This window comes from Petrotoga sibirica DSM 13575 (assembly GCF_002924625.1).
GTDB lineage: Bacteria > Thermotogota > Thermotogae > Petrotogales > Petrotogaceae > Petrotoga > Petrotoga sibirica.
Genome location: NZ_JAHC01000011.1, coordinates 1 through 17,578 on the forward strand (window position 1 = coordinate 1; position 17,578 = coordinate 17,578).

The following is a 17,578-nucleotide window of genomic DNA, read 5'->3' on the forward strand; positions in this document are numbered from 1 at the left end:
CTAGAAAGGTCAAGAAGTGTAATAGACGAACAAGTAAAACAAGGGGTAGGGATAAACGAAGAAGCAAAAGAGTTGAGTGAATTAGCCACAGAATTAAAAGGATTAGTTGGAAGTTTTAAGATATAAAATTTTGCTGAATTGTGCAAAAAGCTTTTTGCTACTTTATGCAAAAGTGTTCTTTATAATGCCTTAGAAACAATTTCCATATTCTCATTTGCGAAGCAAATGCCTTTGAGGGGTTTACCCCTCAATGTCCGGGTTTGCCCCTTAATGCACGGGTAAAGGGGCGCTGAAACAAGTTTTAGAGTACCTAAAGCCTGTACAAAATATTTTTTTTGAGGAGGAATCTCAATTGCAAATATCTTTAAATGGAAAATGGAAGGTTTACGACAATGAAAAAGAGTTTGAGTTTGATGGAAACGTCCCTGGAACCGTACAAGGAGACCTTGTGGATTTGAATCTCATGCCTCACCCTTATGTAGGAGAAAATGAAAAACTTTTCAAAAGGTTAGAATGGAAAAATTGGATATATTATAAGAAATTTCACATAGAAGAGATAAACAATGAGCTACGTTACGATCTTGTATTAGAAGGTGTAGATACCCTTTCAAATATCTACCTTAACGATAATTTCGTTGGAGAAACCGAAGATATGTTCATAGAATACCGGTTTGACATTAAAAATCATCTCAAAATTGGGAAAAATTCTTTAAGAATAGAGATTAAATCTCCAATAGACCTTCCTAAAAGATTTGAAAAAAATTACGGGAAATTACACGCTGGCGAAGAGACCGCAAGAGTTTACATAAGAAAAGCTCAGTATTCCTATGGCTGGGATTGGGGAGCAAGAATAGCCACAAGTGGGATATACAAGGATATTTACATAGAAAGTTATAAAGATGCTAGACTTTTCGGTTCCACTGCTTTTTTGGAGAATTTAGATGGAAAAGTTAACTTTTCCGGTTACGTTGATTCCCACATTAACGATACTAAAAACTACAATGTAGAGATCCTTTTCAATGGAAATCCAGTAATTACATTACCAGTAATTGCTAGCCTTGAAAATTATAAATTTGAAGGTTCTAAAAGAATCGAGAATTTAAAGCTTTGGTACCCACACGATTTGGGTGAAAGTTATTTATACGAAGTTGAGTTCAAACTTAAGAAAAATAAAGAAACAATCTACAGTGAGAAAAAGAAAATAGGTTTTAGAATCGTCAGGGTAGTGAGAGAAAATGACTCAGAAGGCGAAAGCTTTATCTTTGAGATAAATGGTAGGAAAATCTTCGCCAAAGGGGCAAATTGGATCCCTGCTGAAAATATATTAAGTTGGTTAAAAGAGAGTGATTACGATAAACTTCTCAAAATGGCTAAGGAATCCAATATGAACATGTTGAGAGTATGGGGAGGGGGCCTTTACGAAGATCCCACATTTTACAACAGATGTGATGAGTTAGGGATATTAGTTTGGCAAGACTTCATGTTTGCATGTGCCGAATATCCTGACCATATAGATTGGTTTAGAAAGCTTGCAAATGAAGAAGTAAGACATCAAGTAATGAAATTAAGACACCACCCAAGTATAGTCCTTTGGTGTGGAAATAACGAGAATAATTGGGGTTTTGAAGAATGGGATTACAAATTGAAAGTGGATGGGAAAAATCTTGGAAATAGACTTTACTTAGAAGATTTTCCTAAAATATGCGCCCAAGAAGATCCATCGAGACTGTATTGGCCATCGAGCCCATACGGTGGCAGTAGAGCTAACTCTTCTGAAGCAGGAGACAGACATGTTTGGGAAATTTGGTCAGGTTGGCAAGATTACAAATACTATACATGGGACAATTCAAAGTTCGTAAGTGAATTTGGATTTCAAGCTGCTCCAGATCCAAAAACTATTGATTTCTTTGCCGAAGATAATGAAAAAGATATATTTTCACCAACGATGTTAAATCATAATAAACAAGTTGAAGGTCCCGAAAGACTCTTAAGGTTCATTAATGGACATTATGGTTTGATTGGTAATTTTGATTCAATTGTTTATTTAACACAACTCAACCAAGCAGAAGCTATTAAAACAGGAGTAGAACATTGGAGAAGCAGAAAATACAAAACAGCGGGAACTCTTTATTGGCAAATAAATGATTCGTGGCCTGTTTTCAGCTGGGCTTCAATAGATTATTTTAAAAGGCCAAAAGCTTTATACTTTTACACTAAAAGATTTTATAATCAATTGTTAGGGATTGCCAAAAACAAAGATGAAAAGGTCATAATATCACTGATAAACGATGGAATCAAGACCGACGTTGATTTGGGATTTCAGCTTTGGTCTCTAGATGGAAAAAAACTGATGCAAAAAGAATATTCAAACATAAAAACTCCCGAAGATTCTGTAATAACTGTTGATCAACTCAATATTTCCAACATTGACTTAGATAACTCCATAGCTTACTTAATTCTAAAACAAAACGGAAAAATCATAATAGAAAACCACGAATTGTTTGCAGATTTAAGAAAAAATAAATTAAACGATCCAAAGATAACATACAAAAAAGACGGAAACAACTTGATATTGAGTTGTGAAAAACCGGCGTTGGGAGTAAACGTTAAGGTAAATGGGGAAAATTATTCTCAAGATAACTTCTTTGCTCTTTTCCCCTCCTATCCAAAAGTTCTAAATAATATCGAAGGGGAAATTAGTATAAAAAGCACTTTTGATTATTTGTAGTATAAAGATTTAAATTTATAAATTAAAGTGCACGACACTCTTTTTAATTTTTAAAAACAAAAAATATCTTCAACATGGCGGTGTGTAAAAATGAAGAAAGTAAGTTTGATTTTATTGGCTTTATTTGTTTCACTTTTTTGTTTAGCCCAATCATCAGTAGAGGATGAAGAAAATGAACTTAGCTTACTAAAAAATGGCTATTTCAATAGTCCTTTGTCAACTGAACAACCCCTGGAAAACGGGGTACTTGATAGCAAAGGAAGTTGGGCTCTATTTTTTGAGGGAGATGCCAAAGCTACAATTATTGAAAGTGTTTTAAAAGTGGAGGTAATTGACAATGGCCCAAATGACTGGTCGGTGCAATTGTTGCAATCTCCTATAAAAATTGAAAGAGGCGGTCAATATAAAATTGTTTTTGATGGGAAGGCAGAAAGCAATCAATCTTTGGCTGTAAAGATTGGTGGTACTGCACTTAGAGGGTGGACAGCTTATTTCCAGCAACAGTTTGAATTAACTCCGCAATGGAATACCTACGAATCAAGTTTTACCATGTACCAAGGCACAGATGAAGATGCGCGTTTTGAATTTTGGTTTCTTGATAATGGAAACTACTTTATAGACAATGTTAAGTTGATAAAAACAGGAGATCAATTTCTACCTGAAGAAGGTACATTAACAGAAGAGGATGAAAATGAAGTGGAAAACTGGAAATTAATTTGGGAAGAAGATTTTGACACCATAGATCCTGATGTGTGGACATTTGAACTTGGAAGTCCTGATTGGAATGGAGACGGAATTCCGGATCGCTGGGGAAACAATGAGTTACAATACTATACTGACAAGAATGCATCTATTCAAGATGGTAAATTGGTTATAACAGCAAAAGAGGAAACAATTACTGACATGAACACTACTTTTTATTATACTTCCAGTAGAATGATCACAAAAGGCAAATATGAAGTACAGTACGGAAGAATAGAAGTCAGGGCCAAAATGCTAGTTGGTCAGGGTATATGGCCCGCCATTTGGATGTTAGGAAATGATATTGATGATAATCCATCGCCAGCTTGTGGTGAAATTGATATAATGGAATATTTAGGGCACGAACCAAACAAGGTTTATGGTACCGTTCACGGCCCTATTTCAGCTGGAACAGGTGTTGGATCCTATTATATCTTAGAAAACGGAAACTTCAATGATGATTTCCATGTGTTTGCTTTAGAATGGGATGAAGATGAAATAGAATTTTATGTCGACGATGTTTTGTACTGCATTGTCAATAAATATGAAATTGGTGAAGAAGATTGGGTTTTCGATCATCCTTTCTTCTTTATACTAAACGTGGCTGTTGGAGGAAATTGGCCTGGTTACCCAGATGAAACTACCGTTTTCCCGCAAAGTATGGAAGTGGATTACATCAAAGTATATGAAGATATAGATCAACGTTCAATTACGGGTCTTGAGGTTTGGGATAGCGAATATGAAAAAGCGATAAAAGAGAAGGCTGAGGAGATAGAAAATACGGATGGGGGAATAGTTAACGGAGACTTTGAAGGTCCTTTTATAAACGATCAAGAAGGTTCACCTGATAATTGGTATATCTGGGTTGGAAAAGGTGGTAAGGCTACTGGTAACATTGTTAATGGAGAGTTTAAGATGGATATAGAAAAAGTAGGTAATCAGACATGGTCCATTCAACTTGTTCAGTTCGTTAAGTTACGTGCTGGAGATTATACATTATCATTAAAAGCAAGAGCGGATGAACCAAGAGATATTCTTGTTTTAATACAGCATGAAGGAGATAGTTGGACAGTGTATGGCCAAAAATATCTTGAATTAACATCAGAAATGCAAGAATTTACCGTAGATGTATCTCTACCAAATGATGATATACCCAAATTATCAATTAATTATGGGAAAACACCTAATGGAAAACCAACTACTGTTTATGTAGATGATGTAAAAATATCACCAAAATAAATAATAATCTTTTTAAATTCTAATTTTAGGATCTAAAAAATTTAAAAAACAAAAAATATTTTCAATAGGGAGGTAAGCATAAATGAAAAAGATTTTAGCATGGGCATTGGTTGTTTGTATTAATCTTGTTTTATTGGCAAATTCAGTATTAATTCCACCAAATATCGACGATACTTTCTTATACGGTAACGAACTTGTGAAAAAACCTTCGGAAGCCGGGGCTTTGCAAGTTATTGAGTATAACGGGATAAAAACTTTGGGCGATGAAGAAGGTAATCCTATTCAATTAAGGGGTATGAGCACGCACGGGCTTCAATGGTTCCCAGAAATTCTAAATGAAAATGCTTTCGCTGTTCTTGCGAATGATTGGGAAGCGAATGTAATTCGCCTTGCCATGTATGTGGGAGAAGACGGATACGCAACAAATCCTGAAACCATAAAAAAAGAGTCATTCAAGGGATCGATCTTGCAAAGAAGTACGATTTGTACGTGATCGTTGATTGGCATGTACATGCACCAGGAGATCCAACCGATCCAATATATGAAGGAGCGCAGGAATTCTTTAAAGAAATTTCAGAATTGTATCCCAATGATCCTCATATCATCTATGAATTATGTAACGAACCAAATGGTATCCCAAATGATAAAACTGGTTGGCAAATTGTAAAAGATTATGCCGAACCTATTACTGAAATGTTTCGAGGAAACGGTAATGAAAACATCGTTATTGTTGGAAATCCCAATTGGAGCCAAAAACCTGATTTAGCTGCTGATGATCCAATCGACGATCAAAATACCGTTTACACCCTTCATTTTTATGCAGGTACCCATGAGCCATCACCAGATAGTTACGTAATGAAAAATGCAATTTATGCAGTGGAGCACGGTGCCCCTATTTTTGTATCTGAATGGGGAACAAGCGAAGCTACCGGCGATGGTGGACCATATATAGAAGAATCAGATGAATGGCTTAAGTTTTTGAACGCCAATAACGTTAGTTGGATTAATTGGTCTCTCACTAATAAAAATGAAAAATCTGCGGCATTTACACCATACGTATATGGTGAATCTAAAGCAACAGATCTTGATCCAGGACCTGATCAAATATGGTCACCAGAGGAACTAAGTGTATCAGGAGAATATGTTCGTGCACGTATAAAAGGCTTAGAATACGAACCAATCGACCGTTCATATTATTACAAAACATTATGGGATTTTGATGATGGGACGACGCAAGGCTTTGTAGTAAATTCCAACAGTCCTGTCACTGATGTAACGTTGACCAATGAGGATAATAGATTAAAATCTCTGGTTTAGATGCAAGCAACGACGTTAGCGAAGGAGGATTTTGGAACAATCTTCGTATTTCAGCGGATGATTGGTCCAACGCAGTCGATATTACCGGGGCAGAAAAAATAATGATAGATGTTATTTTAACATCTCCTGCAACTGTTGCCATTGCAGCAATTCCCCAAGGACCCGGCAATGGCTGGTGGACTAATCCTGTTCGTGCCGTAAGGCTCTTCCCAAATGATTTTATCAAACAAGTTGATGGAACTTACAAAGCAGTTCTAACAATTACGGCTGAAGATAGCCCTGGCTTGGAAATAATCGGCATGAGTGACACAGACAATACGATTCAAAATATCGTTCTTTTCGTAGGTACAGATGGAACAGATGTAATTTATTTGGATAATTTTAAGGTTTCTGGCAAAAAAATTGAAATTCCCATTATCCATGATTCGTTAGGTGAAGCAAAATTACCATCGGATTTTGAAGATGACACTCGTCAGGGTTGGAAATGGAGTAGTGACTCAGCAGTGCAAACAGCTCTTACCCTAGAAGAAGCCAACGGTTCAAAAGATTTATCTTGGAAAGTAGCATATCCTGAAGTAAAGCCAAGTGATCCGTGGGCATCCGCACCACGTTTAGATCTCTGGATGGATGGCCTAAAACGTGGGAATAAAAATTTCTTGTTTTTTGATTTTTATTTAGCTCCCGATAGAGCTTCGGAAGGAACTATTGAAATAAACTTGGCGTTTCAACCACCATCAGCAGGTTATTGGGCACAGGCATCCAATACTTATGTAATTGATTTATCAGATCTTGATTCCGCAACTGTAACAAATGACGGCTTGTACCATTATGAAGCAAAAATAGATTTAAATTCAGTTCCCAATATTGAAGACAACACTGATTTAAGAAATATGCTTTTAATTTTTGTTGATGTAAACAGCGACTTCGCTGGAAGAATGTATATAGATAATGTCAATTTTATTGAATAAAAAAGCAAAAAATTTTCATCTATAAGGAGCTGAGTATTATGAATTTTAATTTCGATCATTTAGCAATCACAGTTTCCGATTTGGAAAAATCTGTTGGATTTTACAGAGATATTCTTGGCTTTAGAGTTTTAGGAAAGCTTGTTCAAGACAATGGGAATTTCGCAATTGTTTACCTTGATATGGGGGATAAAGTACTTGAATTATTCAACTTTACAGAAAAAGGAAAATATCTAACAACTCAAAACGATAAAGACATGGGCATAAAACACTTTGCTTTTAAAGTAAAAAGTGTCGACCAAACCTTTAAATATCTAAGAGAAAAAGGGGTAGAATTCACAATGGAACCTACCAACGCTGAGGGCGGTGTACGAATCGCCTTTTTCAAAGATCCTGATAACATTCTAATAGAGATAATTGAGGGAGAACTTAATTTAGAAACATATTAAGGGTAACTCTTGAGGTGAGGAAAAATGGCAACGATAAGAGAAATTGCTAAAGCTTCGGGCTTCTCTATCGCAACGGTATCTAGAGTTCTCAGTGGAAGCGAGAACGTTACTGAAGAAACAAGAAAAAAGATTTTGAAGGTTATAAAAGAGTTAGATTACAGAAGAAGCCAGAGCATAAAAGGGAGCTCCTTTAGGGGCATCGGAGTCTTGGTTCCCGACCTAAAAACAGATTATTATGGAATGATAGCTGAAGGAATAGAAGAAATCCTTCTACAAAATCATTTGGAAATGTTCCTTTCAATATATAGACATTCTTTAGAAAAAGAGAAAGATACCTTAGAAGAGTTCTTTGCAAGAAAAATTGACGGTGTCATTGTTTGCACAACCTATCAGGATGAAGAGTGCTTAGAAAAATTCATTGAAGCAGGTATACCGGTTGTCGCTGTAGATAGGGGAAACTCAGAACTGAAAATAGATATTGTTACTATAGATAATTATGACTCTTCAATAAAAGTCGCAAAATACTTATACGAAATGGGCCACAGAAAAGTCTTACATGTCGAAGGTCTAATGGAAATATACTCTGCCAAGGAAAGAAAGAAGGCTTTTCTGGATTTTGCACAAAAGAAAGAAGATTTTGAAGTCATCTCTATTCCTGCAAGTTTTGACGTTAAAGATGGATATATTGCTATTAAAAAATACCTTGATAAATATGGAAAAAACTTTACAGCGATTTTTTTCGCCAATGATTGGATGGCCTTGGGGGGGATAAAAGCGCTGAAAGAAGCAGGATTCAATTACCCTGAAGATGTCTCAATAGTTGGTTTTGATGATTCCACGTTGGCTAAATATTTATACCCTTCTCTAACAACCATTAAACAACCTGTTTACGAAATGGGATTGAACGCAGCAAAACTTTTAATAGAAAAATTAGAAGGTAAAAATGAAAGTAAGGTGAAAAGAAGAGTTATCTTGCCAACAAAATTAATAATTAGAGATTCGGTTAGAAAAATATAATTTAATGATTTTTTGATATAATTATACTAATTATAGGACGGGGGATGGGGCAAAGGGGCGCTATATATTGTTTTATAGGTTCTAAAGAGAGTAACAATTATCAATGAGGAGATGATTCCCATAAAAATATACATTTCATTTGATTTTGAAGGGCTTGGGGGCATCACCCAATGGAACGATGTCACAAAAAATAATAAAGATTACAAACAAACCTATGCTGTTAAGCAATTGAAAGCGTTGCTAGAAGAGTTAAAAGAGCATGAGATCACTTTATCAGATTCCCATGCGGAAGGGAACAACATTCCGTGGGAGATCACAGATGAATTTCCAAACGTAAAATTAATCAGTGGTGGGATAAGAAAATATTACATGATGACCGGCATAGATGAGTCTTTCGATAGAATGATCTTTTTTGGTTATCATGCTGGAGTAGGAGAAAAATACTCTACTATGGATCATACTTATTCGAGTTCTTCTATTCATAATATTTGGATCAATGGAGTAGAAATGAATGAAACGTTAATTAATGCAGCATACGGAGGTAGTTTTGGTGTTCCATTGGCAATGGTTGTTGGGGATGATAAACTCAAAAAAAAACTGAACCCATATTTTAAGCATTTATACTACGTAGAAACCAAAAGTTCCTTAGGCAGATATTCTGCAGAGTTTAAACCTATGAAGCAATTATTAGAAGAAATTAAAAGCACAACTAAAGAAATGATAGATAAAAACAAAGAATATTTTGATGTCTACACATTCAACTCACCCATCGAGATGATTGTTGAATTTTCTGACACTTCAAAAGCTGATATGGTGGAATCTATGCCATTAACAGAAAGAATAGATGGAAGAAAGGTGAAAATAAGCAACGACAATTATCGTGTGATTTTTGAAGCTCTTTTAGCAATAACATATATATGTGGAGCATAGAAAATAAGAGGTGATTAAAATGAGCGAAATACCAACAGATACAGCAATCTTTGCAGCTGGATGTTTTTGGGGAGTAGAATACATGTTTAAAAAAGTCACAGGTGTCATCGACGTAGTCAGTGGTTACACAGGTGGTTTTGTTGAAAATCCAACTTATGAGCAGGTTTGTAGCGGAAAAACAGGTCATGCAGAATCTGTTTTAATTGTCTATGATCCAAACATAGTAAGCTACGAATCATTAGTCAGATATTTTTTTGAAATTCATGACTTTGGCCAAGAAAATGGTCAGGGACCAGACATTGGAGAGCAATATAGAAGCGAAATATTTTACATAAATGAAGAACAAAAAGCAATCGCGGAAAAAGTAAAAGACGAGTTGATCAATAGAGGTTTAAAAGTCGTAACTAAAATAACTAAAGCTTCAGAATTTTACGAAGCAGAGGATTATCATCAAAATTATTATGAAAAAACAGAAAAAGCCCCTTATTGCCACTTCAGAAGAAGAATTTTTAAAAATGATTATATTAAATTCTCAGTGTAAATAATGGGAATAATTTCAAATTTAATTTTTTAATCGTAATTAAAAAAGGCTTCTACTAGCAGACAAAATTCTTCAAATTTTTCAAAAAAAAGCGCATGTCCAGTGTTTTCTAAGTTTGCTAACAATGAATTTTTTACTTTTTTATTCATTTCTATCATTTGACTTTTGGGGGTTATAATATCTTCTTCACCTGAAATGAAAAGAGTTTTAGCCGTGATATTAGATATTTCATTTCTAATATCAAATGTTTCGTTAGACGATGCAAGTCTTATAAAGCTATCAAACCAGTCTTTAGTTAAGGTTTCTTTAAATATCTTTCTTCTATTCATAAGCCATTCGTAGTTGTTGTTATAAAATGAACGAGAGTATATGTAAGGAAGTGAAATGTCAAAAAACTTTTCACCATCATAAAGTTCTGCTGCAACTTTCCATGCTTGACCTATAGACTTAAGATAGTTATCTATATGATCGGTTGCATTTGAAAGTACCAATTTATCGATCATCTCGGGAAACTTTAAAGCGAACAATTCTGCGATTTGTGCCCCGTAGGAAACCCCCATTAAATTAACTTTTTTTAATCCTAAATGATCAACTAATTTTTTTAAATCTTCGACATGAACTTCTATAGTATAAGGTTTGTCGGTAATTCTTGCGGATTTTCCTTGATCTCGAGTATCAAACGTAATAACTTGGAATTTTTTTTGCCATCTCTCTATATGGGCCATCCAACTTGAGGTACTCATCATAATGCCGTTTAATATAATTACCGGCCTTCCTTTTCCATAAATTTCATAATAGATACCTGGATCCTCTAAATACATTCATCTCTCACTCCTTTTTAAATATGTATTCCATATGTAAGGTAAATTGATAATTCTTTCAAAAGTGATTTTATATCTTTAATTCTATTCAAGAAAATTTTATCTATCCCCGTGTAATGGCTTATCCCCATTAGACTGTTTGCTAACAATTTTTTATCTTCTATTTTTGTTCGTTCAAGATTCTCAACATAACCCTTTTCAAATCTGTCATAATAATCATTTGCTGCCTTTTTTACAATAAATTCAGATTCTCTTACGATTTTATAGTATTCAGAATTACTCTCAAAATATTTTAAAAAGAGATAAATACCCCTTAACTCGTTTTCTGCCCTATTTAATTGTTTTTTTTGATTGATAGTAAGGAACCTTCTTGTCATTTTACCAATTATTTTAACTATCTCCTCTAAAAAAGCTTCTTTGCTTTCAAAATAAAGATAAAATGTCCCCACTGAATAACCAGCATTTCTTGTGATATTGTGAATATCTGTTTTATAATATCCCTTCGTACCAAATAGTTTAATACCGGAAGATAATAATTTAGTTCTGGCGGATTCGTCTAGGGGAATATCGGGATAAACCACATCTTCATCATCGAATATTAAAGAAAAATTTTTTATTTCATCATAAAAAATCCCGTTAGTTATAACCCTTTCAATTTCTGTTTTGTCATAACTTAAACCATTAAAAATATACCTTATAATAACAAATCTTACAATACCTGAAATAAATAATTGTTCCGCCTGAGTCGTTTCACGCAGTAAAACCAAAGAAACTCCCTTGCCATATAAATCTCTCAAGTGTTGTTCGTATTTGGGATATCGATATTGACCTTCTCGGTAAATTAAAATATCTTTTTTGTAGTCTCCCACTCCAGATTTAACAACGATGTCTAAAAACGAATCCATCCTGTCCTCGAAACTTTTACCAGAAATTGTAGAAAAGCCGTCTTCATAATAAATTACTATTTCGTTTAACAATTTAAGAAATATGTCCTCTTTGTTCTTAAAATACTTGTAAAATATCCCATTAGATAATCCGGCTCTTCTACAGATTTCGACAACGGAAACTGTTTCATACCATTTTTCAGAAAAAAGATCCCTGGCTGCTGTCATCAATTTTATATAAGATTTATTTTTTGCTCTATTCAACGTTATCTCCTTCGTTTTTTAATTTTTCTCCAATGTAAAACTTTTAAAAATATCTATAAATGTTTTTGGTTTTTCTATTATAATCGAATGTCCAACATCAGGAATAATTTCTAATTTCCCATTTGTACTTTGAACGATTTCATTAGCCATATTTTTAGTTATCAACGTATCTTTTTCTCCAAGAATGAACAATATTTCTCCCATATAATTTTTAGATATTTCTTCATAGTTATAATTTTCCAGAGCCCTTGCATTTTCAGTAAAACATTTTGGATTCATCAAAAGTGCATCGTTAGTTAGACAGTTTAGTAATTTTCTATCTTTTGATGAGGGGGTCATTGCCTTTAAAGAATTCTTCAGAAGCGTTCTATTGTTTTTTAGCAAATTCAAAACATAATAATTTTCTTCTGGAGTCTTCAAACCCTTTAAAGAAGGGGAATCAACAAGTATTAATTTTTCTACTTTTTCTGGATATCTAAAGGCTATCGACATTGCTACAGCTCCACCCAAAGAATGACCAACTAAAACAACCTTATTCAACCCTAAAACATCTATAAACTTTTTGATATATTCTGCATAAGTATCTATTTGAATTTCTTTCACCCAATCAGAGTAACCAAAATTTGGCAAATCAGGGATATAGACCTTAAAACCTTCAATGTTTTTCACTTTATTAAACCATCTGTGAGAAGCATAATTACCATGAATCATAACAACAGGGTTGCCTTCACCACTTACTTCATAATATAATTTTACTCCATCAATGTCAATATAACTTCCCTCTTTTTTCTTATTCTTCCAAAATTTTTTTGTAATCCACACAACAGGAATTTCAAAATATCTGAAATACAACATGTTCAACCCGTAAGAAAGGCCACGAGGAAAGAATAAAACAAATATTATTAACAAACTACCCACTATTATAGTCATAGGAAAATTGCCTCGTGAAAATAAAAACGGCATACCTGTAATTATAACAGAACCAATCAATCCTCCATTTAATGAAGCAACTCCGCCAATAATAACCATCGCCAAAAGATTCAACGATACGTTCAAACCAAAATCTGCAGGGGATATATATCCTAATGTATGAGCGTATAAAAAACCAGCTATTCCGCTGTAGATAGAACTGATGATAAAGGCTTGTAATTTTGCTTTAGAAATCTTTACCCCGTACGCCCTGGCAGCCAATTCACTGTCTCTTACCATATTGAATCTCTTTCCTGAAGGAGACTTTACTATTAAACTTGTTATATAAATCAAAAGACTATAAAAAATCAAATTCAGTAAATATGTATTAAAATCAGACTCAAAAAAAGCGGGGATGTTCCTCATTCCAGTTCTTCCGCCAAATATATCCATTGAGGCAATTATCTCTTGTACCGCTATACCAAATGCCATAGTTGCTATAGCTAAATAAAAACCCTTCAGTCTCATTGCTGGTAATGCTATTACCATTCCAAACAAAGTGGAAAAAAGAATAACGAAAATTAAATTTAAAAATATAGGCATATTTAAACTCATTGTAAAAAAAGCGCTTGTGTAGGCTCCAATAGCCATAAAGGCAGCATGTCCTATCGAGATCTGACCTGTGTATCCAAATATTACATTTAAACCTAAAGCTGCGATTGCAAAGATAATTATATTAGAAAACACTAACAATAAAAACGATTTGGAAATAAATATTAGACCCAGGAGAGAACCAATTATTAACGTATATAATGCAGTTTTCATTATTCTCACACTCTCCCTTCAAAATCTTTCCCAAATAAACCAGAAGGTTTAAATAACAAAACTAATATTATCAATACAAGAATAATAGATAATTGGTAATCAGGTGATATATAAATCCCAACCAACTTTTCTATTATCCCTAAAATCAGCCCACCTATAATAACACCAAATAGATTTGAAAAACCTCCAAGTACACCTGCTGTAATACCATACAATTGCATATTTATCAACATGCTGGGATGCATGTAAGTTTTTGGAGCTGCAAGAATTCCAACCAAACTAACAGTGGCTATTCCAATACTCCACACGATAGCATCCACACGGTTAATATCTATCCCACATACAAGTGAACCGATCTCATCTTGAGAACGGGATCTAATAGCTATACCTAACTTATTATACTTTAAAAATATAGCTAAAAGTAGCATTACAGCAATAGAAATTATAGTAATCACAACATCGTTTGTAGGCATAACTAGTACCCCATTTTCCAAAAATAAGATAAAAGGCTTTCCTGAAAATAATTCTGGATAAGAAAAGTAATCCGTTCCCCAAATCAACATGACCAAACCTTCAATTACCATCAATAACCCTAATGTAACCATAAGCATCGCACCGTGAGACAAATGCTTCAAAGGTCTCATTAAAAAACGTTCAACAACCATACCAATAAGGTATCCTGAAAATACTGCTGCAATTATAGATAAAATAATATTACTGCTCACCAAATAAACAGTAAGCCCAATATAAGTTCCCAACATACCCGAATTTCCATGAGCAAAGTTTAGAACCCCGGTGGTCCTAAAAATCAAAGCTATTCCAAAGGCGGTGAGACCATACAATGCTCCTTGTGGAATCCCTGAAATTATGCTTTGGAGTACTTGCAATTCAATCGCCCCTTTCTTATTTCCCCAAATATAACTTTTTTAACCTCTCGTCCTTCAACATTTCCTTGGATAATCCTTGATGTGCGACATAGCCGTTTTCTAATATGTAGGTTCTATCACTTATTTTTAGTGATTTTATTGCGTTTTGTTCCACAAGCAAAATAGGAATATCAGATTCTTTTAAAGTTTTTAATACACTGTATATTTCATCAATTATTATTGGTGCCAATCCCAATGAAGGCTCATCTAACATCAACAACTTTGGAGAAGCCATAAGGGCTCTGCCCAATGCCAACATCTGTTGTTCTCCTCCCGATAAAGAACCTGCTTTCTGCTTTTTTCTCTCTTTTAAAACAGGAAAAAGATCGTACACATATTTAGAATTTTTCGAATATTCTCCCCTTAAGTACGTTCCCATTCTCAAATTTTCTTCGACAGATAAACTAGAAAAGATTCTTCTATTTTCAGGACATAACACAATCCCTTTCTTTACCATATAAACGGTACTTTTATTACTTATATCTTCTCCCTCAAAAATCACCTTACCCTTTGATTTAACTATGTTCAAAATTCCAAAAAGCGTTGAAGTTTTACCCGCTCCGTTAGAACCTAAAATGGTAACTATTTCACCTTTATTCACAGAAAAAGAAATTTTTTTTACTGCCTTTACATGACCATAATTAACTTCCAAATTTTCAACTTCAAGCATTTTCATCTTCCCCCAAATACACTTTCACAACTTCTTCATTATTTGCTATATCTTCAGGAGTTCCTTCGGCAATCTTCTTCCCAAAATTCATAACGGTTACTAAATCAGAGACATTCATTACTACATTCATATCATGTTCCACCAACAATATCGTCTTCCCTCTTTTATTGACCATTTGTATAATACTTTTTATCTCCTCGGTTTCATAATAATTTAAACCCGCTGCCGGTTCATCCAATAAGAGAAGATCGGGATCAGAAATCACCGCTCTAGCCATTTCAACCCTTTTTAGCATCCCGTATGTGAGCTGAGAAGGGTAAGAAGTAAGTCTATTTTTTATGTCAAACATCTCTGCTACTTCTAAAACCTTCTCTCTTGCTTCTTTATCAAAATTCATTTTTGATTTCGAAAACACAGAGAAAAGTGAGTCATTATATTTGTGTATTAATCCAGAATAGATGTTTTCAAAAACGTTCATAGCCTGAAAAAGTTGCAAATTTTGAAAAGTTCTCGATATACCCATATATATTATGTCGTGGGTATCTAATTTTAAAAGAGATTCACCTTTGAATAAAATATCTCCTTTATGGGGATTCACTATCCTGGTAATTGTATTGAACAAAGTTGTTTTTCCAGCTCCATTAGGACCGATAAGAGCATGGATCTTTCCTTGACTTATTGTTATAGAAAAATCGTTAACTGCCTTTAAACCACCAAAGGTTACAGTAACGTTTTTGACTTCAAGCATTCTTCCACCTCAAATTTGTGTTTATGAATTATAAAGGGGGAAACACCCCCCTTACAATTATTTATAAAACTTCCAACAATGATTCAACAGAATAATGTATCCAACTTGAAGCAAAATCCCAAACTAAACCTTGTTCTGTTAAAACGGATTTTAGAACATACATAGAAGTCATACCCATTCTAGAATCAAAGCCTGCGGAAAACGGCTTATAACTCAAACCATGATTTTCGTCACCGAGGGTGATATAATTACCTTTCCAATTGTCTAAAGTCTCCAAAGCGGAAACTAAACTTTCTCTAGTCAAATCAGGACCTGCCCTTTTAACACCTTCAACGAAAACTTCTGCAGCTATCATACCAGCTATTGAATAGGCGTTAGGAATACCTTCATAGTATTCTTGCCATATTTTTATAGCAGGTTCCTCAGGGTTTGTAAAGTCTACGGCAACCCAAGCCATTACCTCAACACCATCTCCTGCTTCTTGAGCTAATTGTAGATAACTCACATCGGCGTTTGAATACGTCAAAAGATATCTTTGATTGGTCATACCAAATTGTTTGGCTTGACGCACAAAACCAACAGATTGGGGAAGAAACAGCATAACAGCTACGGCATCAGGTTTAACAGATAGTAAACGTGTTACTTCAGATGTAAAATCACTTTTAAAAGGATCCACTGCAATGTTTGCAACGGGCTCCATACCCAAGGCTTTTAATGTACCTACCGCTGAGTCACTGAACTCTTGACCATCTTCAGCATTTCTATAAACGATTGCTATTCTTTTATGTCCCTTTTCTACCAAATAGTTCATCACTATGTTCCCTTCTACTATGTAATTGGGTTGAACCGGGAAAATATACTTTCTCGGTGGAAGACTGAATTCTATCGAGCCCCCACCTTGATAAACAAAGGGAACGCCTCCATTATTCAGATAATCTTGCACAGCTAAAATGCCTGGGGTACCTAGCCCTCCAACGATAGAAAAAACACCATCTTGCTCAACCATTCTTCTAACTTCTACAACCGTTTTAGCAGGGTTGAACTGATCATCAGCTACTATTAACTCAATCTTTCTTCCGTAGATGCCACCGTTGTCGTTGATGTAATTAAAATAAGCTTGCATGCCTTGCGCCATGGGTCTTCCTATAGGTGCAACAGGCCCTGACATAGCTTGAAAAGTACCTACTAAGATCTTATCATCAGTTACCCCTACTTCCGAAAAAACTGAAACTAACAGCAAAACCACAAAAACCATACCAATAAATCTTTTCACCTTTCTCACCTCTCTTGATAAAGTTAAATTTCTTAAAAACTATCCTATCTTAGCTACACCTTAATCTCTTTAGCCCCATTTTGAAACTTTTTAACTACTCTTTTTGTATCCTGAGCTATCATTAATTCTTCATTAGTTTTTACTATCAGTACATCCACATCGGAGTCTGAAGTTGAGATAATCCCTTCTTTTCTATTCAACAAAGTATTTTTTTCTTTATCAATTTTAACTCCAAAGAAGTCTAAATAATCACAGACATCCATTCTTACATGTTCGTCATTTTCTCCCACACCCGCTGTGAATACCAATGCATCTAATCCTTTTAGTATGG

Annotated in this window: 15 protein-coding genes and 2 pseudogenes; 9 read left to right on the forward strand and 8 right to left on the reverse strand. The window is 34.5% G+C overall.

What is annotated here, in order from left to right:
• The first annotated feature begins 352 nt into the window (after positions 1-352).
• The 9 genes and pseudogenes from AA80_RS02845 to msrA all read left to right on the forward strand — a co-directional run bounded on the left by AA80_RS02845 (position 353) and on the right by msrA (position 9,927).
• On the forward strand, positions 353-2,728 hold the full coding sequence (locus AA80_RS02845; protein ID WP_103876327.1) for a glycoside hydrolase family 2 protein: 2,376 nt from the start codon (positions 353-355) through the stop codon (positions 2,726-2,728).
• Positions 2,729-2,818: 90 nt separating this feature from the next.
• A complete protein-coding gene (locus AA80_RS02850; protein ID WP_134080081.1) occupies positions 2,819-4,708 on the forward strand; it encodes a family 16 glycosylhydrolase in 1,890 nt (629 codons plus the stop codon).
• A 295-nt stretch (positions 4,709-5,003) separates the two neighbouring features.
• A pseudogene (locus AA80_RS10455) lies at positions 5,004-5,677 on the forward strand (glycoside hydrolase family 5 protein); the annotation flags it as partial.
• Between the two features lie 9 nt (positions 5,678-5,686).
• A complete protein-coding gene (locus AA80_RS10460; RefSeq protein ID WP_243830562.1) occupies positions 5,687-6,025 on the forward strand; it encodes a carbohydrate-binding domain-containing protein in 339 nt (112 codons plus the stop codon).
• Positions 6,026-6,072: 47 nt separating this feature from the next.
• The gene (locus AA80_RS10465; protein WP_425320593.1) at positions 6,073-6,993 is read left to right on the forward strand and encodes a carbohydrate-binding domain-containing protein; all 921 of its coding nucleotides are present in this window, start codon (positions 6,073-6,075) and stop codon (positions 6,991-6,993) included.
• A 38-nt stretch (positions 6,994-7,031) separates the two neighbouring features.
• Entirely contained in the window at positions 7,032-7,439 is a 408-nt protein-coding gene (locus AA80_RS02865) for a VOC family protein (protein ID WP_103876329.1), read from the forward strand.
• Between the two features lie 24 nt (positions 7,440-7,463).
• Complete coding sequence (locus tag AA80_RS02870; RefSeq protein WP_103876330.1) at positions 7,464-8,456, forward strand: LacI family DNA-binding transcriptional regulator; 993 nt, start codon at positions 7,464-7,466, stop codon at positions 8,454-8,456.
• Positions 8,457-8,567: 111 nt separating this feature from the next.
• Entirely contained in the window at positions 8,568-9,386 is an 819-nt protein-coding gene (locus AA80_RS02875) for a M55 family metallopeptidase (RefSeq protein WP_199177830.1), read from the forward strand.
• Positions 9,387-9,405: 19 nt separating this feature from the next.
• Positions 9,406-9,927 (forward strand): peptide-methionine (S)-S-oxide reductase MsrA, encoded by a 522-nt coding sequence (gene msrA / locus AA80_RS02880; RefSeq protein WP_103876331.1) that lies wholly within the window; start codon positions 9,406-9,408, stop codon positions 9,925-9,927.
• A 29-nt stretch (positions 9,928-9,956) separates the two neighbouring features.
• Here the strand turns inward: msrA and AA80_RS02885 are convergent, their stop codons facing one another.
• The 8 genes and pseudogenes from AA80_RS02885 to AA80_RS02920 all read right to left on the reverse strand — a co-directional run.
• A complete protein-coding gene (locus AA80_RS02885; RefSeq protein WP_103876332.1) occupies positions 9,957-10,748 on the reverse strand; it encodes an alpha/beta fold hydrolase in 792 nt (263 codons plus the stop codon).
• Positions 10,749-10,765: 17 nt separating this feature from the next.
• Positions 10,766-11,896, reverse strand: a complete 1,131-nt coding sequence (locus AA80_RS02890) for a TetR/AcrR family transcriptional regulator (RefSeq protein ID WP_103876333.1) — start codon at positions 11,894-11,896, stop codon at positions 10,766-10,768.
• A gap of 18 nt (positions 11,897-11,914) precedes the next feature.
• A complete protein-coding gene (locus AA80_RS02895) occupies positions 11,915-13,630 on the reverse strand; it encodes an alpha/beta fold hydrolase (RefSeq protein ID WP_103876334.1) in 1,716 nt (571 codons plus the stop codon).
• 5 nt (positions 13,631-13,635) lie between these two features.
• Positions 13,636-14,517 (reverse strand): branched-chain amino acid ABC transporter permease, encoded by an 882-nt coding sequence (locus AA80_RS02900; protein WP_158248356.1) that lies wholly within the window; start codon positions 14,515-14,517, stop codon positions 13,636-13,638.
• 16 nt (positions 14,518-14,533) lie between these two features.
• Positions 14,534-15,226, reverse strand: coding sequence for an ABC transporter ATP-binding protein (locus AA80_RS02905; RefSeq protein ID WP_166667831.1), 693 nt, complete (start codon positions 15,224-15,226; stop codon positions 14,534-14,536).
• Positions 15,219-15,974 (reverse strand): ABC transporter ATP-binding protein, encoded by a 756-nt coding sequence (locus tag AA80_RS02910; RefSeq protein ID WP_103876337.1) that lies wholly within the window; start codon positions 15,972-15,974, stop codon positions 15,219-15,221. The genes AA80_RS02905 and AA80_RS02910 overlap by 8 nt, the downstream gene beginning before the upstream one ends.
• A 61-nt stretch (positions 15,975-16,035) precedes the next feature.
• Positions 16,036-17,247, reverse strand: a complete 1,212-nt coding sequence (locus tag AA80_RS02915) for an ABC transporter substrate-binding protein (protein ID WP_103876338.1) — start codon at positions 17,245-17,247, stop codon at positions 16,036-16,038.
• Between the two features lie 53 nt (positions 17,248-17,300).
• Positions 17,301-17,578: pseudogene (locus tag AA80_RS02920) on the reverse strand (acetate kinase); the annotation flags it as partial.